Source organism: Geminocystis sp. (assembly GCF_041753295.1).
Classification (GTDB): domain Bacteria; phylum Cyanobacteriota; class Cyanobacteriia; order Cyanobacteriales; family Cyanobacteriaceae; genus Geminocystis.
This window is the reverse complement of record NZ_JBGSUU010000087.1, coordinates 1-25,285: the sequence shown is the minus strand read 5'-3', so window position 1 is coordinate 25,285 and position 25,285 is coordinate 1. Positions and strand designations below refer to the sequence as shown.

38 protein-coding genes and 1 CRISPR repeat array are annotated in these 25,285 nt (G+C 35.0%); of the genes, 37 read left to right on the top strand and 1 reads right to left on the bottom strand.

Annotation, left to right across the window (positions count from 1 at the left end):
* Window positions 1–43 precede the first annotated feature (43 nt).
* The 5 genes from ACEW8E_RS10195 to ACEW8E_RS10175 all read left to right on the top strand — a co-directional run bounded on the left by ACEW8E_RS10195 (window position 44) and on the right by ACEW8E_RS10175 (window position 5,417).
* A complete protein-coding gene (locus ACEW8E_RS10195) occupies window positions 44–946 on the top strand; it encodes an apolipoprotein acyltransferase (RefSeq protein ID WP_373480239.1) in 903 nt (300 codons plus the stop codon).
* 64 nt (window positions 947–1,010) lie between these two features.
* Window positions 1,011–1,907, top strand: coding sequence for a hypothetical protein (locus tag ACEW8E_RS10190; RefSeq protein ID WP_373480238.1), 897 nt, complete (start codon window positions 1,011–1,013; stop codon window positions 1,905–1,907).
* 14 nt (window positions 1,908–1,921) lie between these two features.
* On the top strand, window positions 1,922–3,556 hold the full coding sequence (locus ACEW8E_RS10185) for a hypothetical protein (protein WP_373480237.1): 1,635 nt from the start codon (window positions 1,922–1,924) through the stop codon (window positions 3,554–3,556).
* A 16-nt stretch (window positions 3,557–3,572) separates the two neighbouring features.
* Window positions 3,573–4,499 (top strand): hypothetical protein, encoded by a 927-nt coding sequence (locus tag ACEW8E_RS10180; protein WP_373480236.1) that lies wholly within the window; start codon window positions 3,573–3,575, stop codon window positions 4,497–4,499.
* Window positions 4,500–4,520: 21 nt separating this feature from the next.
* Entirely contained in the window at window positions 4,521–5,417 is an 897-nt protein-coding gene (locus tag ACEW8E_RS10175; RefSeq protein ID WP_373480235.1) for a hypothetical protein, read from the top strand.
* Window positions 5,418–5,426: 9 nt separating this feature from the next.
* On the opposite strand, the gene ACEW8E_RS10170 is transcribed toward ACEW8E_RS10175, so the two are convergent.
* A complete protein-coding gene (locus ACEW8E_RS10170; RefSeq protein WP_373480234.1) occupies window positions 5,427–6,482 on the bottom strand; it encodes a mechanosensitive ion channel family protein in 1,056 nt (351 codons plus the stop codon).
* A 517-nt stretch (window positions 6,483–6,999) separates the two neighbouring features.
* Here ACEW8E_RS10170 and rplC point away from each other — a divergent pair.
* From rplC to ACEW8E_RS10010, 32 genes are all read left to right on the top strand, one after another.
* Window positions 7,000–7,683, top strand: a complete 684-nt coding sequence (gene rplC / locus ACEW8E_RS10165; RefSeq protein ID WP_373480233.1) for a 50S ribosomal protein L3 — start codon at window positions 7,000–7,002, stop codon at window positions 7,681–7,683.
* A 44-nt stretch (window positions 7,684–7,727) separates the two neighbouring features.
* Window positions 7,728–8,366: a 50S ribosomal protein L4 gene (gene rplD / locus ACEW8E_RS10160; RefSeq protein ID WP_373480232.1), complete on the top strand. Its 639-nt coding sequence runs from the start codon at window positions 7,728–7,730 to the stop codon at window positions 8,364–8,366.
* Window positions 8,356–8,694, top strand: coding sequence for a 50S ribosomal protein L23 (locus ACEW8E_RS10155; protein ID WP_373480231.1), 339 nt, complete (start codon window positions 8,356–8,358; stop codon window positions 8,692–8,694). The genes rplD and ACEW8E_RS10155 overlap by 11 nt, the downstream gene beginning before the upstream one ends.
* A gap of 55 nt (window positions 8,695–8,749) precedes the next feature.
* Window positions 8,750–9,592: a 50S ribosomal protein L2 gene (gene rplB / locus ACEW8E_RS10150; protein ID WP_373480230.1), complete on the top strand. Its 843-nt coding sequence runs from the start codon at window positions 8,750–8,752 to the stop codon at window positions 9,590–9,592.
* 41 nt (window positions 9,593–9,633) lie between these two features.
* Window positions 9,634–9,912, top strand: coding sequence for a 30S ribosomal protein S19 (gene rpsS, locus ACEW8E_RS10145; protein WP_066344209.1), 279 nt, complete (start codon window positions 9,634–9,636; stop codon window positions 9,910–9,912).
* Between the two features lie 141 nt (window positions 9,913–10,053).
* Window positions 10,054–10,428 carry a 50S ribosomal protein L22 gene (gene rplV, locus ACEW8E_RS10140; protein ID WP_373480229.1) on the top strand — a complete coding sequence of 125 codons (375 nt, stop codon included), beginning with the start codon at window positions 10,054–10,056 and terminating at the stop codon, window positions 10,426–10,428.
* A 31-nt stretch (window positions 10,429–10,459) separates the two neighbouring features.
* The gene (rpsC, locus tag ACEW8E_RS10135; protein WP_373480228.1) at window positions 10,460–11,185 is read left to right on the top strand and encodes a 30S ribosomal protein S3; all 726 of its coding nucleotides are present in this window, start codon (window positions 10,460–10,462) and stop codon (window positions 11,183–11,185) included.
* A gap of 76 nt (window positions 11,186–11,261) precedes the next feature.
* On the top strand, window positions 11,262–11,678 hold the full coding sequence (gene rplP, locus ACEW8E_RS10130; protein ID WP_373480227.1) for a 50S ribosomal protein L16: 417 nt from the start codon (window positions 11,262–11,264) through the stop codon (window positions 11,676–11,678).
* Between the two features lie 6 nt (window positions 11,679–11,684).
* Window positions 11,685–11,909, top strand: a complete 225-nt coding sequence (gene rpmC, locus ACEW8E_RS10125; RefSeq protein ID WP_373480226.1) for a 50S ribosomal protein L29 — start codon at window positions 11,685–11,687, stop codon at window positions 11,907–11,909.
* Window positions 11,910–11,923: 14 nt separating this feature from the next.
* Window positions 11,924–12,178, top strand: a complete 255-nt coding sequence (gene rpsQ / locus ACEW8E_RS10120) for a 30S ribosomal protein S17 (RefSeq protein WP_373480225.1) — start codon at window positions 11,924–11,926, stop codon at window positions 12,176–12,178.
* A gap of 51 nt (window positions 12,179–12,229) precedes the next feature.
* Entirely contained in the window at window positions 12,230–12,598 is a 369-nt protein-coding gene (gene rplN / locus ACEW8E_RS10115; RefSeq protein ID WP_373480224.1) for a 50S ribosomal protein L14, read from the top strand.
* 3 nt (window positions 12,599–12,601) lie between these two features.
* Window positions 12,602–12,958: a 50S ribosomal protein L24 gene (rplX, locus tag ACEW8E_RS10110; RefSeq protein WP_373480223.1), complete on the top strand. Its 357-nt coding sequence runs from the start codon at window positions 12,602–12,604 to the stop codon at window positions 12,956–12,958.
* A 58-nt stretch (window positions 12,959–13,016) separates the two neighbouring features.
* On the top strand, window positions 13,017–13,559 hold the full coding sequence (gene rplE, locus ACEW8E_RS10105) for a 50S ribosomal protein L5 (RefSeq protein WP_373480222.1): 543 nt from the start codon (window positions 13,017–13,019) through the stop codon (window positions 13,557–13,559).
* A gap of 27 nt (window positions 13,560–13,586) precedes the next feature.
* Entirely contained in the window at window positions 13,587–13,988 is a 402-nt protein-coding gene (gene rpsH / locus ACEW8E_RS10100; protein WP_373480221.1) for a 30S ribosomal protein S8, read from the top strand.
* A gap of 104 nt (window positions 13,989–14,092) precedes the next feature.
* The gene (gene rplF / locus ACEW8E_RS10095; protein ID WP_373480220.1) at window positions 14,093–14,632 is read left to right on the top strand and encodes a 50S ribosomal protein L6; all 540 of its coding nucleotides are present in this window, start codon (window positions 14,093–14,095) and stop codon (window positions 14,630–14,632) included.
* A 2-nt stretch (window positions 14,633–14,634) separates the two neighbouring features.
* Complete coding sequence (gene rplR / locus ACEW8E_RS10090) at window positions 14,635–14,997, top strand: 50S ribosomal protein L18 (protein ID WP_373480219.1); 363 nt, start codon at window positions 14,635–14,637, stop codon at window positions 14,995–14,997.
* A 13-nt stretch (window positions 14,998–15,010) separates the two neighbouring features.
* Window positions 15,011–15,565, top strand: a complete 555-nt coding sequence (gene rpsE, locus ACEW8E_RS10085; protein WP_373480218.1) for a 30S ribosomal protein S5 — start codon at window positions 15,011–15,013, stop codon at window positions 15,563–15,565.
* A gap of 26 nt (window positions 15,566–15,591) precedes the next feature.
* Window positions 15,592–16,065, top strand: coding sequence for a 50S ribosomal protein L15 (gene rplO, locus ACEW8E_RS10080; RefSeq protein ID WP_373480217.1), 474 nt, complete (start codon window positions 15,592–15,594; stop codon window positions 16,063–16,065).
* Between the two features lie 160 nt (window positions 16,066–16,225).
* A complete protein-coding gene (secY, locus tag ACEW8E_RS10075; RefSeq protein ID WP_373480216.1) occupies window positions 16,226–17,539 on the top strand; it encodes a preprotein translocase subunit SecY in 1,314 nt (437 codons plus the stop codon).
* A gap of 92 nt (window positions 17,540–17,631) precedes the next feature.
* The gene (locus ACEW8E_RS10070; protein WP_373480215.1) at window positions 17,632–18,186 is read left to right on the top strand and encodes an adenylate kinase; all 555 of its coding nucleotides are present in this window, start codon (window positions 17,632–17,634) and stop codon (window positions 18,184–18,186) included.
* Between the two features lie 83 nt (window positions 18,187–18,269).
* A complete protein-coding gene (gene infA / locus ACEW8E_RS10065; RefSeq protein ID WP_373480214.1) occupies window positions 18,270–18,506 on the top strand; it encodes a translation initiation factor IF-1 in 237 nt (78 codons plus the stop codon).
* Between the two features lie 194 nt (window positions 18,507–18,700).
* Window positions 18,701–18,814, top strand: coding sequence for a 50S ribosomal protein L36 (gene rpmJ / locus ACEW8E_RS10060; protein WP_071590996.1), 114 nt, complete (start codon window positions 18,701–18,703; stop codon window positions 18,812–18,814).
* Between the two features lie 86 nt (window positions 18,815–18,900).
* Entirely contained in the window at window positions 18,901–19,281 is a 381-nt protein-coding gene (gene rpsM, locus ACEW8E_RS10055) for a 30S ribosomal protein S13 (RefSeq protein WP_066344187.1), read from the top strand.
* Window positions 19,282–19,465: 184 nt separating this feature from the next.
* Entirely contained in the window at window positions 19,466–19,858 is a 393-nt protein-coding gene (rpsK, locus tag ACEW8E_RS10050; RefSeq protein WP_373480213.1) for a 30S ribosomal protein S11, read from the top strand.
* A 99-nt stretch (window positions 19,859–19,957) separates the two neighbouring features.
* On the top strand, window positions 19,958–20,947 hold the full coding sequence (locus ACEW8E_RS10045; protein WP_373480212.1) for a DNA-directed RNA polymerase subunit alpha: 990 nt from the start codon (window positions 19,958–19,960) through the stop codon (window positions 20,945–20,947).
* A 58-nt stretch (window positions 20,948–21,005) separates the two neighbouring features.
* Entirely contained in the window at window positions 21,006–21,356 is a 351-nt protein-coding gene (gene rplQ, locus ACEW8E_RS10040; RefSeq protein WP_373480211.1) for a 50S ribosomal protein L17, read from the top strand.
* Window positions 21,357–21,377: 21 nt separating this feature from the next.
* Entirely contained in the window at window positions 21,378–22,196 is an 819-nt protein-coding gene (gene truA / locus ACEW8E_RS10035) for a tRNA pseudouridine(38-40) synthase TruA (RefSeq protein WP_373480210.1), read from the top strand.
* A 15-nt stretch (window positions 22,197–22,211) separates the two neighbouring features.
* Window positions 22,212–22,667 (top strand): 50S ribosomal protein L13, encoded by a 456-nt coding sequence (gene rplM, locus ACEW8E_RS10030; protein ID WP_373480209.1) that lies wholly within the window; start codon window positions 22,212–22,214, stop codon window positions 22,665–22,667.
* On the top strand, window positions 22,667–23,065 hold the full coding sequence (rpsI, locus tag ACEW8E_RS10025; RefSeq protein ID WP_373480208.1) for a 30S ribosomal protein S9: 399 nt from the start codon (window positions 22,667–22,669) through the stop codon (window positions 23,063–23,065). Before rplM ends, rpsI begins: the two co-directional genes overlap by 1 nt.
* Before the next feature lie 94 nt (window positions 23,066–23,159).
* Window positions 23,160–23,405 carry a 50S ribosomal protein L31 gene (gene rpmE / locus ACEW8E_RS10020; protein WP_373480207.1) on the top strand — a complete coding sequence of 82 codons (246 nt, stop codon included), beginning with the start codon at window positions 23,160–23,162 and terminating at the stop codon, window positions 23,403–23,405.
* Window positions 23,406–23,503: 98 nt separating this feature from the next.
* Window positions 23,504–24,343 (top strand): ribosome biogenesis GTPase YlqF, encoded by an 840-nt coding sequence (ylqF, locus tag ACEW8E_RS10015; RefSeq protein ID WP_373480206.1) that lies wholly within the window; start codon window positions 23,504–23,506, stop codon window positions 24,341–24,343.
* Complete coding sequence (locus tag ACEW8E_RS10010) at window positions 24,340–24,906, top strand: nicotinate-nucleotide adenylyltransferase (protein WP_373480205.1); 567 nt, start codon at window positions 24,340–24,342, stop codon at window positions 24,904–24,906. The genes ylqF and ACEW8E_RS10010 overlap by 4 nt, the downstream gene beginning before the upstream one ends.
* 41 nt (window positions 24,907–24,947) lie before the next feature.
* A CRISPR array of direct repeats spans window positions 24,948–25,130; the repeat unit is 36 nt; unit sequence GTTTCCATTAATTCCACTACCCCGAAGGATAGCGAC.
* Window positions 25,131–25,285 lie beyond the last annotated feature (155 nt).

The following is a 25,285-nucleotide window of genomic DNA, read 5'->3' as shown; positions in this document are numbered from 1 at the left end:
ATCATTCATTAAAAACTATTCACTGTTAAAAGGAGAAAAAATCATGGCTGTAGATTTAGAAAATAGCATTGGTGAAACTGTCAATCAACTACAAGAATTATTGAATCGTGCGGAAGAAGCAGAAGAAAATCTGACTCAAGCAAGGGAAAAATTAGCTGCCGTTGGAGAGCAATTTGACAATAACTGGGATGAATTATCTAACCGCGCTCAAGGATTATTAGATAAAATTTCCACTGCTAGAGAGGAATTAAATACCCAAACGGATAGTTTAAAAGAAGGTTTAACTAATTTACAAAGTAATGTACAATCGGTTCAAGAAGAGGCTAGTCAAGGAGTAGAAGAAACTAAAACCGAAATTACTGCGTTAAAGGATGACAGTGATGCTAAATCATCGGAATTGCAAGAGGTTTTTAATACTATCAAAGAAGCCTTAGAAACTTTACAAAGCAAAGTGGAAGAAGTACAACAGGATTTAGAGGATACTGTTAGCGAATCTCAAGGTAAGTTAGAAAGCGATTTTCAAAGTGCTGTTAATAGTAATCAAGAGCAAGTCGAAGAAAAAACCGCAGAAACAGAGCAACAGATTGCCCAAGATGCTATTTCTCGTTTAAATGATATGGTTTCTAATTTTTCTACCCAAATTGAGGAATTAACGGCTAATGTCACCACTCAAGCAGAAGAACAAAGTAACAATACTCAAGAGTCTGCTAACTCTACTTTAGAAGATTTTACAGGACAAGTAGAAGGAATTTTTGGAGATTTACTTTCTACTGCCGAAGGTATTGAAAGCGCTTTGACAACTCTTAGTGAAACTGTTTCAGGTTTGGGTACTACTGTTGACACGACAAAAGATACGGTGGTTACAGCAATGGATACTACTAATATTGGTTTAAAATCTGCCCTTGGCATTTTTGACGAGGTTAAGGAATTGTTAGGAAAAGTTTAATTATTTGACAATTAATCATTAACAATTAATAATTTTTTCTGCTTAATCCTATCTATAAAATATCATGACATTAAATGAGTTAATAGATCAAATGACGGAAAATTTTGAGTTGATGGAGACTAAAACTCAGTCTTCTTCTACTTCTTTTTCTAGTATTAATAAAGCCATTACCTCCTTGAAAGAAAATATCAATAATATTAACGAAAATACTATTAATATTAGTAGCAATTTAGGGCAAAAAATCTTAGATTTAGCTACTCAATTGAAAGAAGAAAAAATATCATCTAGTGAAATTTTAAATCAATTAAAGCAACAAATAAATTTAGTTGATGAAGTTACCGAAAACTTAATTACTGAGTTTAAAGACAAAAATAATGAATTTAAAGAAGAAATTAATAATATAGATTATCAAATAGAAACGGCTTCTAATCAATTACTTAATAATATCAATGATTGGTCAAATAATATTAAAACTTTAGAGGAAGACTTAATCAGTTATGAAGAAGAAACTACTCTAAATTTAGATAATTTACAAGAAACAAGTAATAATTGGTGCAATGATTTTAAAGAGCAACAAGATAAGATAGAAGAAAATTTGACATCTTTTGAAAATAGTTTAAATAGTGACATTCAAGAATTAAATAATAGTTTTCCTCTATTAATTAATACTCTTAAAAATCAAATATCAGCTTTAAATACTTTAAATAATGAGCAGGAAAAAACTTTAAATCAACATTTAGAAAAAGAGATAAATCAAGAAGTTATTGAAGAATTAATAAAAAAAATAGAAGATAATCAAGAGATAACAAAAAATATTGATAATAAAATTAATAAATTAGCTGAAAAATTAATAGATATAATAGACAAAAATAATGAGAAATCTCAAGAATATAATGATAAATTAACAGAGATAAAACAGCTTTCTGACGAAAGTTTAGACATCATAAAATCTATTGATTAATACTAAAAAAAATTATGGAAGTTTCAGGAAATGCAAAAAAAATAGTCGCTTCCGCCGTGGGAGGATTAGGAGTTTTAGGCAGTTTAATTAGTGTTGGTTTTAAAGCTAATTCTCAAGTTAATGCCCAAGAAGTAATGGGTAATGTAGCAGGAAGTTTACAACAAAGTAGTACTGATTTATTGGCATTGGCTCAACAATTAGAGGGAGAAGAAGCGACAAAAGTTCAAGGAATGGGTGATTATATTGGGCAAATGGCGAATAAAATCGCTCAAGGGGAAATGCCTACCCAAGAAGAAATTAAAGAATCACAACAGAAACTAAACAATTTCAGTAATGGTTCTGAAAATGCTAATAATACTCCCTCACCGTCTAATGAAGATAATTCTAGGGAGGAGAAAAATAATCAAGATAAAGAAAATAAAACATCATCAGGAGAAAATGATACTTCATCGGGTAGTCAGGGAAAATCTGCGGGTGATTCAGGAGAGAAAAAATCTGCTTCTGAGAGTGAAAAAAATGCGTCATCTCCTAAAAATAACGAGGCTAAAGGAGAGAATAAAGACGCTAAAGGAGAAAGTAAGGAAAAAGATAGTGGAGATAAAAATAAATCGGGAGGAAAAAGTGGCGGAGAGGAGAATAAATCAGGGGCGGAAGAAATGTCAAAAGATGTTGATGAAGCTGAAACAAAAATGGAGGAAATTAACGAAAAATTAGCGGAATTAACTAAGTTATTTGATGATTTAACGGGTGAATCTGATGAAAAAGCGGAGGAATTAAACGACACTAATCAACAGTTAGATGAATTATTGCAAAATTTGACAGACAAATTCACGGAAAATGAAACAGATATAGATAATCAAAATGATGATACTTTACAACAATTTACAGATTTTAAAACTATCTTAAATGAATTAGTTACTACTCTTTCAGATATAAAAGAAACTTCTCAACAACAAACACCAAATCTGATTAATAAAATAGAATTTGATCAAGAATTACTTAAAAATAAGTCTAACAATATTGATAGTATTATTCAACAAATTATTGCGGGAGATTATGGTAATAGTAATAACGATGATAATGAAAATATAGTTACTACTCCAGAAAATTTAACTACAATTAAAGAAAAAATTGAAGAATCTTTTACTCCTTTTCAGTTACTAATTGATAACATTAATAATAGTTTAGAAAAAGAGATTAATGATACAGATAATTTAGCAAATAGTATAATAGATTTAGTTAATAATAGTCAATCAGAATTATCAGAAAAAATAACTAATTTAATAACAAACATTCAAGATGAAAAAATTATCAATATTGAAAATAGCTTTAACGATACTAGCCAAATATTAAAGGATGAAGCTGAAAATTTTATAGAAAAAAACTCAGATTTATTAACCCAATTTAAAATTGACAGTGAATCATCTTTAGACGAAATAAAAAATAATGGAGATGAAGAAATAGAGGAAAAAATGACAGAATTAATTAATGAATTGTCAGAGTTTTTTGAGCAAAATGATAATAACTATCAAAATATTGAAGTTTTAATTAATGTCTTGACAGAAATAAATATAATTGCTAAAGATTTAATAGAAACAGCAAGTATAGCAGAAAGAATGAATAAAAATTTAGATAGTATTGTTATTTAATGAGGAATAAATTATTATGATTGATGAAAATTTAATTAGCAGTTTAGAATATATTAGTGAAGTAAAAAAACAACTTCCTGATGAGTTAAATAAAATGACGGAAAAATTGAATATTATTAAGGAAGAAATAATAGAAATAATAGATAATAATAAAGCAAAACAAGCTGAAATTATTACTTTATTGCTAGATATAAAAACTAAATTAAAAGATTTTGCTGAAACTATTAATAATCAACAATCTTTGTTACAAAATAAAATTATTTTTGTTGCTGAAAAGTTAAAAAAACTTGACGAAAATATGACACAACAAGAAGCAGAAATTTCGCCGATAATAGAAGCCTTAAATAATTATTTTGTAAAATTTGAAGAGCAATTAAATACTCTTAAAAGTAAACATTTACAGCTACTAACTCAAGGGATAAATACTTTTAATGAATTATGGCAAACTTTAGATGATAATCATGAAAAAATAGAAATCTCATGGTTAGAAATGACACAAGAAATTGAGATTCTTAATGATAAAATTAGCAATTTTCAAAATTTAATACAGTCTGAAAATGAAAATGTTAAAGATAATTTAGACAATACAGAAAATAGTCTTGATAATCATATAGAAAGTATTTTGTCTGAGGAATTAAATCCCTTAGAAATTACTTTCAAAGAAGAGATAAATAATAGTTTAGAGAATATCGAAAATCAAATAACAGAATTTAGAGAAATAAGTGAAGAAAAAGTTAAAGAATTTAGCGACTTAGTAAAAGAAAAAATTAATAGTTTTATTGAGGAGGTAGAAAATTCAATTAAGTTAGATGACTATAATTCAAATTTACAAGAATCTCATAATTCATTTTGCGATAATGGGGAAAACCTAAAAGACTCAATTCCCAAACTTAAAAAATTAATCTGCGATATGGAAGAAGCGAAGGAATCTTTGAATATTTAATTTATTTCTTGGAGTTAAAAAATGACTAAACTTATTGATATTGTAATGAATATTTATCAAGATTTATTAGATTTTGAAACAGAAAAAACTCAAACTTATAATGATATTGAAGAATTGGGAGAATTTTTGATAGAAAGTAAATCATTAATGGAGGAAAATTTTGTCAGTTTAGAAAATATATCTGAATCTTTATTAGAGGAAATAGATAATATATCAGCAGATTTTTTGTTAGAAACAGAAGCAATGTTAGAAGAGTTAGAAAATTTAGCAACCAAAATTGATGAGTTTATGATTGAAAGTGAAGAATTAACCACAGAAAAAAAAGAAAATGTGATTAATTTAGTGGATAAAATGAATAATAATAGCGATAGAATTAATGATTCTTTAGAAGAATTAGAAGAAATTGTTAATAAATTTAATGAAACAGTTACAGAAATAAAACCACCTTTAGAATCAAAACTTATAAATACTCAAACTTTTATAAAAGATGTAATGGTGAGAGGATTACAAAATTATCAAAATATCATAGAAGATAATCAAGAAAACTTAGATAATTTCTATCAAGATAATCTAAATAGTTTGATTGAAGAAAAAAACAAAAATATATCAACAGAAGTAGATGAAATTTCTTCCGATATTGATAATATAACCTTAAACTATCAAAAAATTATTAATGTTATAGAGGAAACTTTAAAAGAATTTTACGATAATAACTCTAGTGAATTAAAAGAAAAATATCAAGAGTTATTCCAATTTATTGAAAATGAGTTAATCGAAAATTTAATGAGTCATGAAGAAAAGATTAATTATGAGGGAAATAATCTCAGAGAAAATATTATAAATTTATTAGATAATTATTCAGAAATTAATCAAAATTCTGAGTCTTTAATTGATGTTTTTGAAAAACTTATAAATTGATTCTAAAAACTATTCATTTTCTAGGGAATCATTTATTTTTAAATAAGGATTAATCAAAGGAAAAGCTAAAATAATTTTCTCTTGTTTATAAACTTTGTGAATCTCCTTAATAAATTCGTGAGTAACTAATAATCTATCTAAATATTCATTAATTTTTAAATAAACTGTTAAATTAATTGCATAATAATCAAAGCTATCATACCTTAAAAAAGGCTTAAATTCTTTATTTCCTCCTTGTATAATATTTAAAATATTTTCAGCTATTGTTAAAGTTATTTCTTCAACTTTTACCAAATCATTATCATAACTAATTCCTATTTTAATTGGTAATAACATTTGAGGATTATCTAAAGTATAGTTTTGAAAACTACTATCAATAATTTGCCCATTTGGAATTACAATTACATTATTATAAATATCTTTAATTAAGGTATATTTTAATTCAACATCTACAACATAACCCTCTTCGCCATTTTGAAACTTTATATAATCTCCGGGGCGAATTTTACGAGAAACAATTATATTTACCCCAGAGATTAAATTACTTAAAGTATTTTTAAATGCCAAACCAATGGATAAACTTCCCACCCCAAAAGCGGTAATTAAAGCTGTAATTTGAATACCAATAGATTGAATAATAACTAAAAATCCAATACTAAAAATTAAAACCTTTGTTAAATATTCAAATAATGATGTTAAAGAAACAGTAGTTTCATGTTTTAAACTATAAACTTGAATAGAATTTACTGCTAAACGAGAAGCCAAAATTGTTGCCATCGTTAAAGCGATAACTATTAAGATTTTTTGGATTAAAATATTTAAAGATATTGGTAAATTAATACTTGGTAAAACTAAGGCAATTCCTCCTACGGTAAACCAAATAAAAATGATACCTTCAAAGGATTTTAAAATAAAAGAATATTGCCCAAATGGAATATTATCATCTATTTTTTTTATCCAATACTTTAACCTATTTTCAATAAAAAGCCCAATTAATATTGCCAATAATACTAAACCAATCGGAGTGGATATTTTGGCTATTAAATTCCAATTTACTAAAGACATTTTACAAAAATTTTTACTATTTTTACAATTATATACAACTATTAGTTTATAAAAATATTAGTCTTAATTTACAATAATTATTTATGCTCAAAACATATTTATTAACAAATATCAGAATTTTGCAATAAAAATGTTACTGTTAGCAACATAGAACCAATAACATAAAATTGTAAAAAAGATCGATTAAACTATTGCGTTATGCGCCACTTATCATTTATAATGATTGTTTGTGACTAAAATTACAAAACATAGCCACTTAAAGATACTGAGGTAAAAAGACTTACAAGTCGAAATCTTAAGTCTGTTAAGTTTAAAAAAGCTATTACTAATCTTTAAGTTGAGATTAGTTGTCACTAAAAGTGTCTGCACAAAACAAGACATAATTGAGTAGTTAGTAACTAAGGTTGACTTACCATTCTAACTTCGGAGTTACTGTGCACACAAAAAAATCAGTTGGAAAGAAAATTCTTTCTCTGAATCAAATCCTGTTGTTTAGCAATTTAGAGGGACAGATCCCGTGAGCTTAGGCGTACTCGGTACAAAACTAGGCATGACTACCATCTTTGACCCCGAAACAGGTAACGCAATTCCTGTCACTGTGGTTCAAGCCGGTCCATGTTTAGTAACTCAAATCAAAACCAAAGAAACTGACGGTTATACAGCAGTTCAACTCGGATACAGCGAAGTACCTGATCGTAAACGTACCTTAAACACTAAAGAACCTAAAGAAGTTAATAAATACTTATCCAGTCCTGAATACGGACATTTAAGTAATAAAGGACTTCCTGCTTTACGCCACCTTAGAGAATATCGTCTCGATGATGTTAGTTCCTTTGAAATCGGACAAACTATCGGAGCAGATTTATTTGAAGAAGGTGCATTAGTGGATGTAGGGGCAAAAACCATCGGACGAGGCTTTGCTGGTTATCAAAAACGTCATAACTTCAAAAGAGGTAATATGACTCACGGTTCTAAAAACCATCGCTTACCCGGTTCGACAGGTGCAGGTACAACTCCCGGTCGTGTTTACCCCGGTAAAAGAATGGCGGGACGTTATGGAAACACCAACGTAAAAATCCGTAAATTAACCATCGCAAAAATTGACTCCGAGCGTAATTTATTACTCATCAAAGGAGCAATACCCGGCAAAACAGGTAATTTAGTGAGCATTACTCCTGCTTTAATTGTGGGTCAAAAGTAAGATAACTCACCGTTAAGATAAACGAAATTTCATTTTTAAAAATTATGGTTAATTGTGTAGTCAAAAATTGGCAAGGAGAACAAAGTGGCGAAACTACTTTAGAGATGGCCATCGCTAAAGAAGAAAACGCAGAACACATTGTCCATCGTGCCTTAGTTCGTCAACTACATAATCAGCGTCAGGGTACAGCATCCACAAAAACCAGAGCAGAAGTTCGTGGTGGTGGTCGTAAACCTTGGCGGCAGAAAGGTACAGGTAGAGCTAGAGCTGGTTCTATTCGCTCTCCTTTATGGCGTGGCGGTGGTGTTATTTTTGGACCAAAACCCAAAGACTACAACATCAAAATGAACCGTAAGGAAAGAAGATTAGCTTTAAGAACTGCTTTTATTAGTCGTATTGAAGATCTTATTGTTGTTGAAAATTTCACCGATCAATTAACTGCTCCTAAAACTAAAGAAGTAGTTGCGGCTTTAAGTCGTTGGGGTATCCCTAGTGGTCAAAAAGTGTTGTTGATTGCCACAGATCTTTCCTCTGATAATTTTTACCTCTCTGTTCGCAACTTACCCAATGTCAAACTCCTTAGACATGACTGTTTAAATATTTATGACATTTTGTACGCTGATAAAATTGTAGCTACCTCTGAAGCTATTACTAAAATACAGGAGGTTTATTGTGGCGAATAGTAGATACGGAAAAACAACTAAAGTCAGAAAAAACACTGCGGAATTAGCCGATATAGTTATCCGCCCCATCGTTACCGAAAAGGCAACTTATATGATGGAAGATAACAAATATACTTTTGAAGTAGTTAAACCTGCAACTAAGCCCGAAATCCGCGCGGCCATCGAAAGTTTATTTGAAGTAAAAGTGGTCAAAGTCAATACCATGAATCAACCTCGTAAAAAACGTCGTGTTGGTCAAAGTATTGGTTATAAACCTCAATACAAAAAAGCAATCGTAACCCTCGCCCAAGGAGATTCTCTCCAAAGTACATTTTTCCCTGATTTATAATCTTTTGAGATTAATGGGAAATTGCTCACAGAAACTGATAATTAATAATTAAATTATGGGTGTTCGTACATATAGACCATATACACCGGGCAGAAGACAAGCAGTAAGCTCAGATTTCGCAGAAATCACAAAAAGCACTCCTGAAAAGTCTCTGACAAAATATGTCCATCGTAAAAAGGGACGTAATAACAGAGGTGTAATTACCAGTCGTCATCGTGGCGGCGGACACAAAAAACTTTATCGGATTATCGATTTCAAAAGAGATAAAAGAGATATTAGCGCTCAAGTAATAGCCATCGAATATGATCCTAACCGTAACGCTCGTATTGCCTTAGTACAATATGAAGACGGCGAAAAAAGATATATTCTCGCCCCCGCTGGGATTGAAGTAGGTGCTACCCTGATCGCTAGTGCTGATGCTCCTTATGAAATTGGTAACGCTTTACCTTTAGAAAAAATCCCCCTTGGTACAGAGATTCATAATATTGAACTCACCCTAGGAAAAGGCGGTCAAATCGTTCGTGCCGCTGGTGGTTTTGCACAATTAATGGCAAAAGACGGTGATTATGTCACCCTGAAGTTACCTTCTAAAGAGGTGCGGATGATTCGTAAAGAATGTTATGCCACTATCGGACGAGTAGGAAATATCGAAGCCAGAAACCTCAAACTCGGAAAAGCTGGTAAGACTCGTCATTTAGGTATCAGACCTCACGTTCGTGGTAGCGCCATGAACCCTGTAGATCACCCCCATGGTGGTGGTGAAGGTCGCGCTCCTATCGGTCGTTCTGGCCCTGTTTCTCCTTGGGGACAACCTGCTCTAGGTAAGAAAACTCGTAAGAAGAAAAAACTTAGTAGCAAATACATCGTTCGTCGTCGTAACGCCAATAAAGGTAAATAAGACCACTTTCGAGATTTTAACCGCATTAATAAGGAAAATTCATGAGTCGTTCACTAAAAAAAGGACCATTTATAGCGGATAGCCTTCTCACCAAAATTGAAAAATTAAACAATAAAGGTGAGAAACAAGTAGTAAAAACTTGGTCAAGAGCTTCCACTATCATCCCCCAAATGATCGGTCATACTATTGCTGTTCATAATGGTCGTCAACACGTTCCTATCTTTGTCACCGAGCAAATGGTAGGTCATAAATTAGGAGAATTTGCTCCTACTCGTACCTTCCGAGGTCACGCTAAAAGTGACAAAAAAGCAAGACGTTAAGAGATTAATTAGGAGAACAGGAGAACAGAAAAACAGGAGAACAGAAAAACAGCAGAACAGAAAAAAGACTATTTTCATTCTCAAATTTCTAATTCCTAATTCCTAATTCCTAATTCTTAATTTACACTTCACCTAATAATTATGGCTAAAACACAGGAAAAACCAGAGGTTGATACCTCTCAAGAAGTAAAAGCGATCGCTCGTTATATCAGAATGTCACCCTCAAAAGTGAGACGGGTTTTAGATCAAATTCGTGGACGTAGTTACAGAGAAGCATTAATTATTCTCGAATTTATGCCTTATCGTGCTTGTGAACCAATTATTAAAGTTCTTCGCTCGGCTGTAGCTAATGCTGAACATAATCAAGGTTTAGAAGCATCTAACCTCGTGATCAGTACAGCCTTTGCTGACGGTGGACCTACTTTAAAACGTTTCCGTCCTCGTGCTCAAGGTCGTGCTTATCAAATTCGTAAACGCACTTGTCATATTACGGTGGCAGTTGCCCCTACGATATAGTTAACCATGAAAAAGGAACAACAAAAATAACATGGGACAAAAAGTACATCCAATTGGTTTTCGCCTCGGTTATACTAAGGAACACTCTTCCTGTTGGTATGCTGAACCGAAATTCTATCCTCAACTTCTTCAAGAAGATTATAAAATTCGTCAGTACATCGAAAAAAATCTCAGTAATGCTAGTATTGCTGAAATTAAAATTGATCGAAAAGCAGACCAGATTGATCTTTCCATTCATACCGCTAGACCCGGTGTCGTGGTAGGAAAAGGCGGTCAAGGCATCGAAAAATTACGCACTGACTTACAAGCACTCTTAAAAAATCAACGTCAGTTTCGAGTTAATGTCATCGAAGTTGCTAATGTTGATGCTTGTGCTCCTCTGATGGCAGAATTTATCACCTCTCAACTTGAAAGACGGGTTTCCTTCCGCCGAGTTGTTAGACAAGCTATCCAAAGAGCTCAAAAAGCTGAAGTATTAGGAATCAAAATCCAAGTTAGTGGTCGTCTTAACGGTGCTGAAATCGCTCGTACCGAATGGATCAGAGAAGGTCGTGTTCCCCTACACACTTTAAGAGCTGATATTGACTACTCTTACAAAACTGCTAGTACTATCTACGGTATTTTAGGTATCAAAGTCTGGATTTTTAAAGGTGAGATTATTCCGGGTGAAGAAGACTTGAGAGTAAATAACCCCAATCGTACGAAACAAGGACGTAAAAATCCTCGTCGTCAAAAATTTGAAGATCGCTCTGAGTAGTGAACAGGCAATAGGCAATAGTAAACAAATTCTAAAACCTAACACCTAACACCTAACACCTAACTTTATAAAAATTATGTTAAGTCCAAGAAGAACGAAATTCCGTAAACAACATCGGGGAAGAATGACCGGTAATGCCTATAGAGGAAATACCATTAGTTTTGGGGATTATGGTCTTCAAGCTATCGAACCTTGTTGGATTACTGCTCGTCAAATTGAGGCCGCAAGACGGGCAATTACTCGTTATGTCCGTAGAGGCGGAAAAATCTGGATTCGTATTTTCCCTGATAAACCCGTAACTCAACGTCCTGCAGAAACTCGTATGGGTTCTGGTAAAGGTAATCCTGAATTTTGGGTCGCAGTAGTTAAACCAGGACGAATCATGTTTGAAATTGTTGGTATTCCAGAAGAAACCGCTCGTGAAGCTATGCGTTTAGCCGCTCAAAAACTTCCCATCAAAACCAAATTTATCACCAGATCTGAGGAATATTAAGTCACTATGGCACTTCCCTTAGTTGCAGACGCAAGAAAATTAAACGATGAAGAATTAGCTGCAGAAATTGTTAACGCAAAAAAAAAGCTATTTCAATTAAGACTATTACAAACTACTGGGCGTTTAGATAAACCTCATGAGTTTAAACACACAAAACACTGGATTTCTCAATTGTTTACTGTTCAAGGTGAACGTGAAAGAGCTCAATCCGCTACTACTACTCAAGCATAAGGAGTAACTATTCCATGGCAGTTAAAGAAAGAGTTGGCGTAGTCGTTAGCAATAAAATGGATAAAACCGCCGTTGTTGCTGTCGAAAATCGTTCTCCTCATCCCAAATACGGCAAAATTGTCGTTAAAACCAAAAAATATAAAGCTCACGATCCCGAAAATCAATGTAAAGAAGGCGATCGCGTAAGAATCAGAGAAACTCGTCCCCTAAGTAAAACCAAACGCTGGGAATTAGCAGAAATTCTAATTACCAAAGCAGTGGCGGTTTAGGTTCGATGATAGTTTTCTTTATTCCCATAATCAATCAAATAACTAACTAGAATGATTCAACAACAAAGTTACCTAAACGTAGCCGATAATAGTGGGGCGCGTAAGATTATGTGCTTACGAGTGTTATCTACTGGTAACTGTACTTATGGTGGCATCGGAGACGTAATTATTGCCGTAGTTAAAGACGCAATTCCTAACATGGCAGTTAAAAGATCCGACATCGTAAGAGCAGTAATCGTAAGGACAAAACAATCTTTACGTCGTGACAGTGGCATGACTATTCGTTTTGATGATAACGCCGCCGTAATTATCAACAAAGATAACAACCCCAGAGGTACTCGTGTTTTTGGTCCTGTGGCTCGTGAATTACGGGATAAAAACTTTACAAAAATTATCTCTCTAGCACCAGAGGTACTCTAAATTATGAGATCATTAAAAAAGAAAAAACCAGCTACCGGCAGATTTAAAATGCACGTCAAAAAAGGTGACACCGTGCAAATTATTTCAGGAAAAGATAAAGGCAAAGTAGGCGAAATTCTCACCTCTATCCCTAAAGATAGTACCGTCATCGTTAAAGGTGTGAATATCAGAACTAAACACGTTAAACCCAGACAAGAGGGAGAAAGCGGTCAAATTAGTACCTATGAAGCACCTATTCATAGTTCTAAAGTAATGCTTTACTCAGAAAAAGAAAAAGTGGCTAGTCGTATTAGCTACGTCTTGACGGAAGAAGGCAAAAAAGTTAGAAAACTGAAAAAAACTGGTGAAATTATCGATTAATTTTTCGACCTATTTTCACAATTAACGGTATATTCATAATCATTAGTAAACACTTCCTATGTCAAGATTAAAAACTTATTACCAAGAAACTATTACTGCTAAACTCAAAGAGCAATTTGGTTACACAAATATTCATCAAATACCTAAAGTAACTAAAATTGTGATCAATCGAGGTTTAGGAGAAGCATCACAGAATGCTAAAGCACTGGAGTCCTCTCTGAGTGAACTAGCTGTGATTACTGGACAAAAACCTGTTGTTACTCGTGCCAAGAAAGCGATCGCAGGTTTTAAAGTTCGTCAAGGAATGCCCGTGGGCGCCATGGTGACTTTACGATCTGACAAAATGTACGCTTTCCTAGAGCGTTTGATCAGTCTTGCTTTACCCCGTATTCGTGATTTTCGTGGCGTTAGCCCTAAAAGTTTTGATGGACGAGGTAACTATAGCTTAGGAGTAAAAGAACAACTAATATTCCCCGAAATTAGCTATGATACCATCGATCAACTTCGTGGCTTTGATATTTCTATTATCACCACGGCTAACACCGACGAAGAAGGACGTGCATTGCTCAAAGAAATGGGAATGCCCTTCCGTGACAAATAAGAAATAACCAGAGGAAAAGAAGAAAGAATGCCAGCACACGACACTATTTCAGATATGCTGACTCGTATTCGCAACGCTTGTGCAGTTCGTCATTCCACCGTGAATATTCCTAGCACTCGTATGACCCGCAGTATTGCAGAGGTACTAAAAAGTGAAGGCTTTATCACCAGTTATGAAGAAATCGGCGAAGGAGTCAAAAAAAATATCGTAGTCTCCCTTAAATATAAAGGAAGAAATCGTAAACCTATTATCCAAAATATTCGCCGAGTAAGTACTCCCGGTTTAAGAGTATATAGTAAGAAAAAAGACCTACCCAGAGTATTGGGCGGTATCGGCGTTGCGATTGTTTCCACCTCTCACGGTATTATGACCGATAGAGAAGCCAGAAAACAAAACATCGGTGGCGAAGTACTTTGCTATATTTGGTAACAATTAGAGGCAAAAGGCAAAAGACAAAAAAATTTTTAAGTCTGTGTCTATCTACCATTCTTAATTGTCAACTATAAATTATTCACTATTCACTATTCACTATCATGTCTCGTATTGGAAAACGTCCTATAACGATACCCCCAAAGGTAGAAATCAAAATTGATGGACAACAAGTAAATGTTACTGGTCCAAAAGGTAACTTATCCAGAGATTTACCGTCTTTAATCACGATAGTTCAAGAAGCACAAGAACTTCTCGTCACCCGAGATAATGATTCTCGTAAAGCAAGAGAAAGACACGGTTTATGCCGTACTTTAGTAGCTAACATGGTTGACGGCGTTAGTCAAGGCTTTGAAAAAAAATTAGAAATTCAAGGGGTAGGTTATCGAGCTGCCGCTCAAGGTTCTAAATTAACTCTTAACGTGGGTTACAGTAAACCAGTAGAAATGGAAATGCCCCAAGGAATTAACGTCGCTGTTAATACTAATACCGAAGTGGTAGTCACTGGTATAGATAAAGAATTAGTAGGTAACGTTGCTGCTAAAATTCGTGCAGTTCGTCCTCCTGAAGTCTATAAAGGAAAAGGTATTCGTTACGCTGGGGAATATGTCAGACGTAAAGTAGGTAAAGCAGGTAAGAAATAATTATGACTATTAATCGTAAAGATCTCGTTCAACGTCGTCATTTGCGCATTCGGAAAAAAGTAAGCGGAACTGCTGATCGCCCTCGTTTAGCCATATTTCGTTCTAACTTTCACATTTACGCTCAAGTTATTGACGATGTAGCTCAACACACTTTAGTTTCTGCCTCCACCGTGGATAAAGAACTAAAAGAAAAATTAGCTACTACATCTAATTGTGATGCTTCTGCCGAAGTTGGCAAATTAGTAGCCCAAAGAGCATTATCTAAAGGTATTGAACAAGTCGTATTTGATCGTGGTGGGAATCTCTATCATGGACGAGTTAAGGCTTTAGCCGATGCCGCTCGTGAATCTGGTCTTAACTTCTAAAGAGGAACTTATTATGGCAAAAGAAAGAGAACAAGAACAACAACGCAAAGGCGGTAAGCAAAGAAAACAGCGTAAAGAGAAAAAAGACAACACCTGGCAAGAAAGAGTTGTCCAAATCCGCCGAGTTAGCAAAGTAGTTAAAGGTGGTAAAAAACTCAGTTTCAGAGCTATTGTTGTTGTTGGTAACGAAAAAGGGCAAGTTGGGGTTGGTGTAGGTAAAGCAGGAGATGTTATTAACGCCGTGCGTAAAGCCGTTACTGACGGTAAAAAACATCTTATTACCATCAACATCAACAAAGCAAGTTCCATTACCCATATCAGTAATGGTGCAGCCGGTGGAGCTAGAGTATTTATCCGTCCTGCCGCTCCGGGTACTGGGGTTATCGCTGGGGGTGCTGTGCGTACCGTCCTCGAACTAGCTGGAATCAAAAATATTTTAGCGAAACAACAAGGTTCTAATAACCCTTTAAATAATGCCAGAGCAGCCGTCAATGCCCTAGGACAAATTCGTAGTTTTTCTGAAGTAGCAAAAGAAAGAGATATTCCGTTACAACAGATTTATTCATAAGAGATCAAATTAATTCCATAATCATTATGAGACTTCATCAACTATCCCCTAAGCCTACATCTAAAAAACGTCGCCGCCGTATAGGCAGAGGTATTTCTGCTGGACAAGGTGCTAGTGGCGGTTTTGGGATGAGAGGACAAAAATCTCGTTCTGGTACAGGTACAAAACCTGGTTTTGAAGGTGGACAAATGCCCCTTTACAGAAGAGTTCCAAAGTTAAAACACTTTCCTCTAATCAATCATAAAGAATTTACCATCATCAACGTTGAGAAACTAAACACTTTAGCTACTAACACTGAAGTTACCTTAGAATCATTAATGGCTGTAGGTATTGTTACCACAAATGATGGACCTTTAAAAATTCTTGGTAATGGTGAATTAACCGTCGCCCTTAATATTAAAGCCGCAGGGTGGAGTAAATCCGCTCAAGCTAAAATTGAAACTGCTGGTGGTACTATTACTCATGCTTCATCAGTAAATGATCAAAGCAATAATGGTTAATTAGTGTCAAGATATTTAAGAATGTAGAATTGAGAATGTAGAATGTAAAATAGAAACTTTTATTTACTTCTTTTAACACTAAGAAAAAATATCTTAATTCTTAATTTTTCATTCCTAATTCCTCATTATTTATCCACCATTTATAGATATAAATTAGATCATGGTTGTTAGTAAAGAAAAAACTCCAACCGCTCAAGAAACCTTTATGCAAATGGCCAGTGCCGCAGGGCTACGAGGCCGTTTACTCATAACTTTAGGTTTATTAATCTTGATTCGTTTGGGCATTTATATACCCGTACCCGGCATTGATAGACAAGCCTTTGAAGCGGCGGTACAAAATCTTCCCTTTTTAGGATTTTTAAACATTTTTACAGGGGGTGGTTTAGCCACAGTAGGTATTTTTGCCTTGGGAATTTTACCTTATATTAATGCTTCTATTATCATGCAGTTATTAGCTTCGGCTATTCCTGCCTTAGAAGACTTACAAAAAAATGAAGGAGAAATTGGACGGCGTAAAATTGCTCAGATTACTCGATATGTCGCTCTAGGATGGGCTATTATTCAAAGTACTGGGATAACAGTCGGTTTGCTACGTCCTTATGCCATAAATGATAGCCCTTGGTTTATTGTCCAAACTGTATTGGCTATTACAGCAGGATCAATGTTTGTCATGTGGGTATCAGAGTTAATCACTGAAAGAGGTTTAGGAAATGGAGCTTCTTTGTTAATTTTCGTTAACATTGTCGCTGTATTACCTCAAACTTTAGCTAATACTATTGATTACGCTCAAACGGGAGGCCGCCAAGCCATCGCTCAAGTTCTTATCCTCGTCATCGTCTTCTTGATTATGATTGTTGGTATTGTATTTGTCCAAGAAGGTACTCGTCGAATTCCTATTATCTCCGCCCGTCGTCAAGTGGGGAGAAGACTATATAGAGAAAGAACCAGTTACTTACCATTGCGACTTAATCAAGGTGGGGTTATGCCTATCATTTTTGCTTCGGCTGTGTTAGTTTTACCTTCTTCGGTGGCAGGTTTTGCGGAAAAAAGTCCTTTTAATGCGATCCTAAATCAAATAGCCTTAGCTCTACGCCCAGGTACAATCTGGTATGTAGTAACCTACTCTGTACTAATCATCTTCTTTAGTTATTTTTATGCTTCCTTGATTTCTAATCCTGAAGATATAGCCCAAAACTTGAAGAAAATGGGCACAAGTATCCCCGGTATTCGTCCGGGTAAAGCTACTATTGCTTATTTAGAAGGAGTTTTAAATCGTTTAACCCTTTTAGGGGCGATTTTTCTAACTATTGTCGCTACCGTACCAACTTTTGTGGAAAGTGCCACGGGGGTAACAACCTTTCAAGGTTTTGGTGCAACTTCCCTCTTAATTTTAGTTGGGGTTGCCATTGATACCGCCAAACAGGTTCAAACCTACGTTATTTCTCAACGTTATGAAGGAATGGTCAAACAATAATTAGGACATAGGAGTTAGGAGATAGGAGATAAATGAGCATTAATAATTCTCAATTCAACCTTCGACCTTTTCAATTCTTAATGAAATAAAGAATGACAAAACTAATATTTTTAGGAGCACCGGGTGCTGGTAAAGGTACTCAAGCTCAAATTCTATCCCAAAATCTGGGTATTCCTCATATTTCAACGGGGGAAATCCTCAGAGATGCCATCGCGGCAGAAACCCCTTTAGGGATCAAAGCCAAAGGTTTCGTTGATAACGGTGATTTAGTCCCCGATGAACTAATTTTAGACTTAATCAAAGAAAGATTAGGACAAGAAGACGCTCAAAAAGGATGGATTCTCGATGGTTTTCCCCGCAATGTTCCTCAAGCAGATTTCTTAAACAATCTCCTTCAGGACTTAAATCAAGTCTGTAACGGTGTTGTTAACCTTGATGTACCTGATTCTGTGTTGTTAGAACGTCTTTTAAGTAGAGGCAGAGCAGACGATAATGAAGCGACTATTCGTAATCGTTTACAAGTTTATCGTCAACAAACAGCCCCTTTGATTGACTATTATCAACAAAATCAGTTATTAATTAATGTTAACGGCCATCGGGAACTTTCCCAAATCAGTGAAGAATTAGAAACCATAGTTAAATCCTAAAATGATCTACTTTGATTTTGAAGGGAAAATAGATTTGATAAAATCAATAAAGATTACATCAAACCAATAAAAAGATTATTACTATGTCGAAAAAAGATCTCATTGAAATGGAAGGAACTGTTATGGAATCACTCCCAAACGCAATGTTTAGAGTTGACTTAGATAACGGTTTTAATGTTTTAGCTCACATTGCTGGGAAAATTAGACGTAATTACATCAAAATTTTACCCGGTGATAGAGTAAAAGTCGAGTTAACTCCCTATGATTTAAGCAAAGGGAGAATTACTTATCGACTAAAAGGTGGTAGTGGTAAAAAATAATTGTATTATATAAATATAGTCAACAATATTACCATTACCAAAAGTGACATTTTGCTTAAATAATCATCAAGAGACAAGAAATCTCTAAAAATGAAAAATAAAACAAAAAATCACTTGACTTATACAACTAACCTATGTTTGACAGAGGTATAAAACCCTGTTATAATTAAAAGCTTGCAGTGTAAACTACTACTATGAAAGTAAGAGCATCAGTCAAAAAAATTTGCGACAAATGTCGTGTGATCCGTCGAAAAGGGCGGGTTATGGTGATCTGTTCCAACCCCAAACATAAACAACGTCAGGGATAAATTATTAACCATTAGTGTATCATAAACACTGAAAATTGACTAAATTTATTGGAAATAATAGCGAGATTAACAAAGGAAACTAAAACATGGCAAGGATATCCGGTATTGACTTACCTCGTGATAAACGAGTAGAAATAGGACTTACCTACTTGTATGGTATTGGTTTAACTTCTTCTCAAAAAATTCTGGCGGCAACAGGGGTAAACCCAGATACAAGAGTCAGAGATTTAAGCGATGAGGATGTAAGTAAACTAAGATTATACATTCAGGAGAACTTCGAGATCGAAGGGGATTTACGTCGTTTAGAAGCGATGAATATCAAACGCTTAGGAGATATAGGCACTTATAGAGGTCGTCGTCACCGTCAAGGATTACCCTTGAGAGGACAAAGAACTCGAACTAATGCCAGAACTCGTCGAGGACGTAAAGCTACCATCGCAGGGAAGAAAAAAGCTCCTAAGAAATAAATAGAGGGACTGTGTTTTAGAACAAGTCATCCTGAATACCGTTCAGTTCGGGTTGCCCAAAACCTAAGATCACCTTTTATATAAAATAGTTCGGTGATAATTAATTCATCACCACTAAAAAAACTAACTAATTCAATTAATCAAAAACTCCATAAACAAAATCAGTTAAAGAGGTAAATTCGGCATGGCAAGACCCACAAAAAGGGGAGGACCAAAAAAACAAAAGAAAAACATTCCCAGTGGAGTAGCTTATATTAAATCTACTTTCAATAACACCATTGTGACAATTACTGATGCGACAGGCAACGTAATTTCATGGGCAACAGCTGGTTCTAGTGGTTTTAAAGGGGCAAAAAAAGGAACTCCCTTTGCCGCTCAAACTGCAGCAGATAGTGCCGCTCGTACAGCAATGGACAACGGAATGAAACAAGTAGAGGTGATGGTTAGTGGACCTGGTGCAGGTAGAGAAACCGCCATCAGAGCTTTACAAGGAGCAGGGTTAGAAATTACATTAATTCGGGATATTACCCCAATTCCTCATAACGGCTGTCGCCCACCAAAAAGACGCAGAGTCTAAAATTATCCCATAGTCATCAACTCTAATTATTACTTGAGTTATTGATTATTAAAACCTTTGTATCTAAAACTGACATCATAAATCGAGGAAATAACCACTGTGGCTGTGTTTAAAATAGACTGCTTAGTAAATAAAACTCAAAAAAATCAAGGGCAATATGCCAAGTTTGTACTAGATCCTTTAGATAGAGGACAAGGTATAACTCTTGGTAATTCCTTGAGAAGAGTTCTGTTATCTAACTTAGAAGGTGCAGCAGTAACTGCCGTCAGAATTGCAGGTGTAAACCACGAATTTGCGGTGGTGGAAGGAGTAAGAGAAGATGTATTAGAAATGATGCTCAACATGAAAGGGATCATTTTTAAAAGTTACACTCATACACCTCAAATCGGTCGTTTAGTGGCTTCTGGTCCTTGTACTGTGACAGCCGCACAGTTTGATCTACCTTCGGAAATAGAACTGGTTGAACCAAGTCAGTATATTTGCACTCTAGGTAAGGGAGCAAAATTAGAAATGGAATTTAAAGTAGAGAAAGGAAAGGGTTATCGAGCTATTGTCAGAGGCAAAGATGAACATAGCTCCCTCGATTTCTTACAAATAGATTCTGTTTTTATGCCCGTTACAAAAGTTAACTTCGTGGTAGAAGAAATTCGCCATGAAGGAAATTTAGCAGATCGTTTGATTTTGGAAATTTGGACTAATGGAAGTATAAAACCAGAAGAAGCTCTTTCGGATGCGTCGAAAATTTTAGTTGATCTATTTTCACCGTTAACCGATGCTACAAGTATTACTGGTAAACCAGAAGAACTTGAAGAGCCTGAAGATCCAGCAAGTCAAATTCCTATTGAAGAATTGAATCTGTCAGTTCGTGCTTATAACTGTCTCAAACGGGCTCAAATTAACACTGTGGCTGATTTATTAGAATACTCTCAAGATGATCTTTTAGAAATTAAAAATTTCGGAGCGAAATCCGCAGAGGAAGTAATAGAAGCCTTACAACAGCGTTTAGGTATTACTTTAGCTGAAGGTAAGATGAAAGATCCACCATCAGGAGAGTTAATTCATAGTATTGAGCCCGTTGCTACTCCCTAGTTTGAAAGGCTAGAAAAACAAAATCGTGAATTAATTAATAATTTTAAGGAGGAAATTAATGCGTCACCGTTGTAAAGTGCCTTTATTAGGCTTACCAGCAGACCAAAGAAAAGCCCTTCTCCGTGGATTAACCACCCACTTATTACGAGAAGGCGAAATTACAACTACTAAAGCCCGTGCTAAAGCGGTTCGTAGTACTACTGATAAAATTATTACTTTAGCAAAAGAAGGATCTTTATCCGCCAGACGCAGAGCCTTAGCTTATGTTTATGATAAAGATCTCGTTAATGATGTTTTTGCGAAAGCTCAAGAACGTTATGGCAGTCGTAACGGTGGTTATACCCGTTTAATCCGCACGAAAAGTCGTCGTGGAGATAATTCGGAAATGGCAATCTTACAGTTAATCTAGTTCTTTTTGAGTCTAACCTTCATGGATAATAGCACCCTAGAGAAAAAAAGAGTTGCAATTGTAATTCAATATTTAGGAGCTAACTATCACGGTTGGCAAAGACAGCCTAACTATAACAGTGTTCAAGAAGAAATAGAAAAAGCGATCGCCTCTGTAATAGGTCATCCCGTCACCATTCACGGTGCAGGTAGAACTGATAGCGGAGTTCATGCAGCCGCCCAAGTAGCCCATTTTGAAGTTAACTCTCCTGTACCTCCTGATCGTTGGTCAAAAGTCCTTAATGGTTGTTTACCCGACGATATTGTAATCAGGGCTTCCGCACAGGTAGCTAATGATTGGCACGCTTGTTTTGGCGCTTCTTTTCGACGTTATCGTTATACTATATATACTGGTAAAGTTCCCAATCTATTTTTACAACCGTTTAGTTGGCACTACTATCATCAGCCTTTAGATGAATCATTGATTCAAAAAGCGCTTAATCCCTTACTCGGAGTTCATGATTTAAGTGCTTTTCGTCGGGCAGGTTCTAAACGTTTACACTCTATATTAGAAGTGCAAGAAGTTAGTTGTCAGCGAAAAGAAGACTTGATACATATTGAGATACAAGCCAGTGGTTTTTTATATGGCATGGTAAGGCTATTAGTGGGAATGTTAGTAGAAGTGGGAGCAGGAACAAGATCTGTGTCACAGTTCCAAGACATTTGGGTAAATCGTCGTCGGGATTTAGTGAAATATTCTGCCCCAGCAAAAGGATTATGTTTGTTAAGAGTAGGTTATCCGAATTTTCCGATACCTGAACCAATTTGGTTTAATACTCAACCTATTTTTACTTTTAGTTAAAAAGTCTCAATTAAAATGAATAAAACACCAGTTCCTAAATTAGAAGATTTAGATAAAAAATGGTTTATTGTTGATGCTCAAGATCAACGCCTCGGCAGATTAGCCACCGAAATTGCTAATGTTTTAAGAGGAAAAAATAAACCTACTTTCACCCCTCACTTAGATACAGGGGATTTTGTCATAGTAGTCAACGCTGAAAAAGTTGTTGTAACGGGTAAAAAAGGCGAACAAAAGCTCTATCGTCGTCATTCAGGGCGCCCCGGTGGTATGAAAACCGAAACTTTCGATAAATTACAAAAACGTATTCCTGAAAGAATCATCGAAACCGCCGTTAAAGGTATGTTACCTAAAAATAGCTTAGGCAGAACTTTATTCACAAAACTTAAAGTTTATAGTGGTTCTGCTCATCCCCATGAAGCACAACAACCTCAAGTTTTAACTATTAATACCATACCCGGAGGCGATAAATAATGTCAGACAAAGTAGTTTATCTAGGTACAGGTCGTCGTAAATCTTCCGTTGCCAGAGTCCGTCTTGTACCCGGCACTGGTGCAGTGATTGTCAATAAAAGAGAAGGATCTGAATATTTTCAACAAATTCAAGATTACATTCAAGCCTTAAAAGCACCTTTAGAAACTTTAGGGTTAGAAAATGAGTATGACATTTTAGTCAATTCTCATGGCGGCGGTTTAACGGGTCAATCCGATGCGGTAAAATTAGGGGTAGCAAGGGCATTATGTCAACTAGATCCTGAAAATCGTCAACCTTTAAAAGCTGAAGGTTACTTAACTCGTGATCCTCGTGCAAAAGAACGTAAAAAATATGGTTTACATAAAGCTCGTAAAGCACCTCAGTTCTCTAAACGTTAATTTTGACTTTAGTAATTATTGTAGGAACGTTGCGTGCAGCGTCTCTACTAATCAATGGAAACTCATATTTATATTAAATAAGGAAATTAAAATAATGCCAAAAGAAGGAATACACCCCCAATGGTATCCTGACGCTAAAGTTATGTGTAATGGGGAAGAAGTAATGCGTGTGGGATCAACCCAACCAGAGATTAACGTAGAGGTTTGGTCTGGTAATCATCCGTTTTACACTGGTACTCAGAAAATTATTGACAGTGAAGGTAGAGTAGATCGCTTCTTGCGTAAATACGGTATGCTTAGTGGTAAACAAGAAAATACCGAAGATACGGAAACGAAATAAGTCAATTTTTCTAAAATATCATCATAAACCCTGACGGATATATTATTTGTTAGGGTTTTTTTATTATAAACGCCTTCAATTATCGATAAGTTTAGATTATGGCACTCATTCAATGGTATCCCGGACATATTAGCAAGGCGGAGAGACAATTAAAAGAACAAATAAAAAAAGTTGATGTAGTGTTAGAAGTAAGAGACGCAAGAATACCTTTAGCTTCCCATCATCCTCAAGTAAAAGAATGGATTGGGGAAAAACCTCGTATTTTAATTTTGAATCGGGAAGATATGATTACCGATAGTTTGCGAGATGAATGGCGTACTTGGTTTAGAAGTAAAGGAGAAATACCTTATTTTACTAATGCCAAAGATGGTAACGGAGTTAAAGCAATACAAAAAGCCTCTCAGTCGGCAGGTATCGCAGTTAACGAACGCCGTCATAGTCGTGGAATGTTACCTCGTCCTGTACGAGCAGTGGTGATCGGTTTTCCCAATGTCGGCAAGTCAGCTTTAATTAATCGTTTACTCAAGCGTAAAATGGTAGCTAGTGCCAGAAAAGCAGGAGTAACAAGACAATTGCAATGGGTGCGTATTTCTGAGGAAATAGAACTATTAGATGCTCCCGGTATTATTCCTTTAAAGTTAGAAAATCAGGAAGATGCTTTAAAATTAGCTATTTGCGAAGATATTGGCGACGCTGCTTATAATAATAGAGAAGTGGCACAGGCTTTTATTGATTTATTAGTTAACTTAGGTACAGAATCAGTATTACATTCTCGTTATGATTTAGACCCATTGGACATGACAGGGGAAGAATTTATTATTAAATTGGCAGAATCTAAGTATAACAATGATATTGAAAGAGTTTCTCGTCAATTACTCCAAGATTTTCGTAAAGGTTATCTAGGTACAGTTTCTTTGGAATACCCTCCTCATTTATGAATATAGCTATTTTTGGGACAAGTGCAGATCCGCCAACGTCTGCCCATAAAATTATTTTACATTACCTCAGTTCTCACTATAATCTAGTAGGTGTTTACGCTTCTGATAATCCTTTTAAAAGTCATGGTACTGATTTATGTCACCGTAATCGGATGTTAGAATTACTCATTGAAGATCTTAATTTAACTTATGGTAACGTCCTTTATTGTCCCGAAATTAGCGATGTCCGTACAATACATACTGTCACCAAGGTAAGGAAAAAATGGGGCGAAAATATTGAGCTAACCATCGTTATTGGTACAGATTTAGCAGAACAAATTTTTACATGGTATGAAGCTCAAAAATTATGGGGGGGAGTGAAAATCTTATTAATCCCTCGTGATGGTTATACTATCGACTTTAATGTTATTCAAAATATAGATAAAATTAGCTTAGGTTGTGCGATCGCCCAGTGTCAAATTCCGCCTTTTTCTTCGACAGATTATCGTAATAATCATAATCAAGAAGTTTTAACCGATAAAGTAAAAAATTATATAGAAGAAAATTCTTTGTATTTCAATTAAAAAAAGTGTTTAAAGAGGAAATACTGGTATAGGTATCCAAAGTTTCCATTAATTCCACTACCCCGAAGGATAGCGACTGCTGTACAGTACTTATTGAATGCGGGTAAGCCCTTAGATCGTTTCCATTAATTCCACTACCCCGAAGGATAGCGACTTTTAATTAAGCACCAAAGATTTTGACGGATTTGGTTTCCATTAATTCCACTACCCCGAAGGATAGCGACATAAAAGCCTAGACTTTAACGGTACTTAAACAAAACGATAAAAGAAATTAGGTTATAATTTTTGTATTATAACGTTTTTAGGTCAAAATGAAAGAAACAACATCTTCATCAATGCCACCATGTTTTAATCGCTGGTGTCAAAAAATAGATCCAGT

Excerpts from the sequence above, each read along its gene's own strand:
- rpsK (WP_373480213.1), top strand. The coding sequence starts at position 19,466 with ATGGCAAGACCCACAAAAAGGGGAGGACCAAAAAAACAAAAGAAAAAC.
- rpsE (WP_373480218.1), top strand. The coding sequence starts at position 15,011 with ATGGCAAAAGAAAGAGAACAAGAACAACAACGCAAAGGCGGTAAGCAA.
- ACEW8E_RS10180 (WP_373480236.1), top strand. The coding sequence starts at position 3,573 with ATGATTGATGAAAATTTAATTAGCAGTTTAGAATATATTAGTGAAGTA.
- infA (WP_373480214.1), top strand. The coding sequence starts at position 18,270 with ATGTCGAAAAAAGATCTCATTGAAATGGAAGGAACTGTTATGGAATCA.
- rplE (WP_373480222.1), top strand. The coding sequence starts at position 13,017 with ATGTCAAGATTAAAAACTTATTACCAAGAAACTATTACTGCTAAACTC.
- rplN (WP_373480224.1), top strand. The coding sequence starts at position 12,230 with ATGATTCAACAACAAAGTTACCTAAACGTAGCCGATAATAGTGGGGCG.
- rplD (WP_373480232.1), top strand. The coding sequence starts at position 7,728 with ATGGTTAATTGTGTAGTCAAAAATTGGCAAGGAGAACAAAGTGGCGAA.
- truA (WP_373480210.1), top strand. The coding sequence starts at position 21,378 with ATGGATAATAGCACCCTAGAGAAAAAAAGAGTTGCAATTGTAATTCAA.
- rpsQ (WP_373480225.1), top strand. The coding sequence starts at position 11,924 with ATGGCAGTTAAAGAAAGAGTTGGCGTAGTCGTTAGCAATAAAATGGAT.
- rplQ (WP_373480211.1), top strand. The coding sequence starts at position 21,006 with ATGCGTCACCGTTGTAAAGTGCCTTTATTAGGCTTACCAGCAGACCAA.
- ACEW8E_RS10190 (WP_373480238.1), top strand. The coding sequence starts at position 1,011 with ATGACATTAAATGAGTTAATAGATCAAATGACGGAAAATTTTGAGTTG.
- rplF (WP_373480220.1), top strand. The coding sequence starts at position 14,093 with ATGTCTCGTATTGGAAAACGTCCTATAACGATACCCCCAAAGGTAGAA.
- rpsC (WP_373480228.1), top strand. The coding sequence starts at position 10,460 with ATGGGACAAAAAGTACATCCAATTGGTTTTCGCCTCGGTTATACTAAG.
- rpsM (WP_066344187.1), top strand. The coding sequence starts at position 18,901 with ATGGCAAGGATATCCGGTATTGACTTACCTCGTGATAAACGAGTAGAA.
- ylqF (WP_373480206.1), top strand. The coding sequence starts at position 23,504 with ATGGCACTCATTCAATGGTATCCCGGACATATTAGCAAGGCGGAGAGA.
- rpmC (WP_373480226.1), top strand. The coding sequence starts at position 11,685 with ATGGCACTTCCCTTAGTTGCAGACGCAAGAAAATTAAACGATGAAGAA.
- ACEW8E_RS10070 (WP_373480215.1), top strand. The coding sequence starts at position 17,632 with ATGACAAAACTAATATTTTTAGGAGCACCGGGTGCTGGTAAAGGTACT.
- ACEW8E_RS10185 (WP_373480237.1), top strand. The coding sequence starts at position 1,922 with ATGGAAGTTTCAGGAAATGCAAAAAAAATAGTCGCTTCCGCCGTGGGA.
- rplM (WP_373480209.1), top strand. The coding sequence starts at position 22,212 with ATGAATAAAACACCAGTTCCTAAATTAGAAGATTTAGATAAAAAATGG.
- rplP (WP_373480227.1), top strand. The coding sequence starts at position 11,262 with ATGTTAAGTCCAAGAAGAACGAAATTCCGTAAACAACATCGGGGAAGA.
- ACEW8E_RS10175 (WP_373480235.1), top strand. The coding sequence starts at position 4,521 with ATGACTAAACTTATTGATATTGTAATGAATATTTATCAAGATTTATTA.
- rplV (WP_373480229.1), top strand. The coding sequence starts at position 10,054 with ATGGCTAAAACACAGGAAAAACCAGAGGTTGATACCTCTCAAGAAGTA.
- ACEW8E_RS10170 (WP_373480234.1), bottom strand. The coding sequence starts at position 6,482 with ATGTCTTTAGTAAATTGGAATTTAATAGCCAAAATATCCACTCCGATT.
- rplR (WP_373480219.1), top strand. The coding sequence starts at position 14,635 with ATGACTATTAATCGTAAAGATCTCGTTCAACGTCGTCATTTGCGCATT.
- rpsS (WP_066344209.1), top strand. The coding sequence starts at position 9,634 with ATGAGTCGTTCACTAAAAAAAGGACCATTTATAGCGGATAGCCTTCTC.
- rplO (WP_373480217.1), top strand. The coding sequence starts at position 15,592 with ATGAGACTTCATCAACTATCCCCTAAGCCTACATCTAAAAAACGTCGC.
- rpsH (WP_373480221.1), top strand. The coding sequence starts at position 13,587 with ATGCCAGCACACGACACTATTTCAGATATGCTGACTCGTATTCGCAAC.
- rplB (WP_373480230.1), top strand. The coding sequence starts at position 8,750 with ATGGGTGTTCGTACATATAGACCATATACACCGGGCAGAAGACAAGCA.
- rplX (WP_373480223.1), top strand. The coding sequence starts at position 12,602 with ATGAGATCATTAAAAAAGAAAAAACCAGCTACCGGCAGATTTAAAATG.
- rpsI (WP_373480208.1), top strand. The coding sequence starts at position 22,667 with ATGTCAGACAAAGTAGTTTATCTAGGTACAGGTCGTCGTAAATCTTCC.
- ACEW8E_RS10010 (WP_373480205.1), top strand. The coding sequence starts at position 24,340 with ATGAATATAGCTATTTTTGGGACAAGTGCAGATCCGCCAACGTCTGCC.
- ACEW8E_RS10195 (WP_373480239.1), top strand. The coding sequence starts at position 44 with ATGGCTGTAGATTTAGAAAATAGCATTGGTGAAACTGTCAATCAACTA.
- secY (WP_373480216.1), top strand. The coding sequence starts at position 16,226 with ATGGTTGTTAGTAAAGAAAAAACTCCAACCGCTCAAGAAACCTTTATG.
- rpmE (WP_373480207.1), top strand. The coding sequence starts at position 23,160 with ATGCCAAAAGAAGGAATACACCCCCAATGGTATCCTGACGCTAAAGTT.
- rpmJ (WP_071590996.1), top strand. The coding sequence starts at position 18,701 with ATGAAAGTAAGAGCATCAGTCAAAAAAATTTGCGACAAATGTCGTGTG.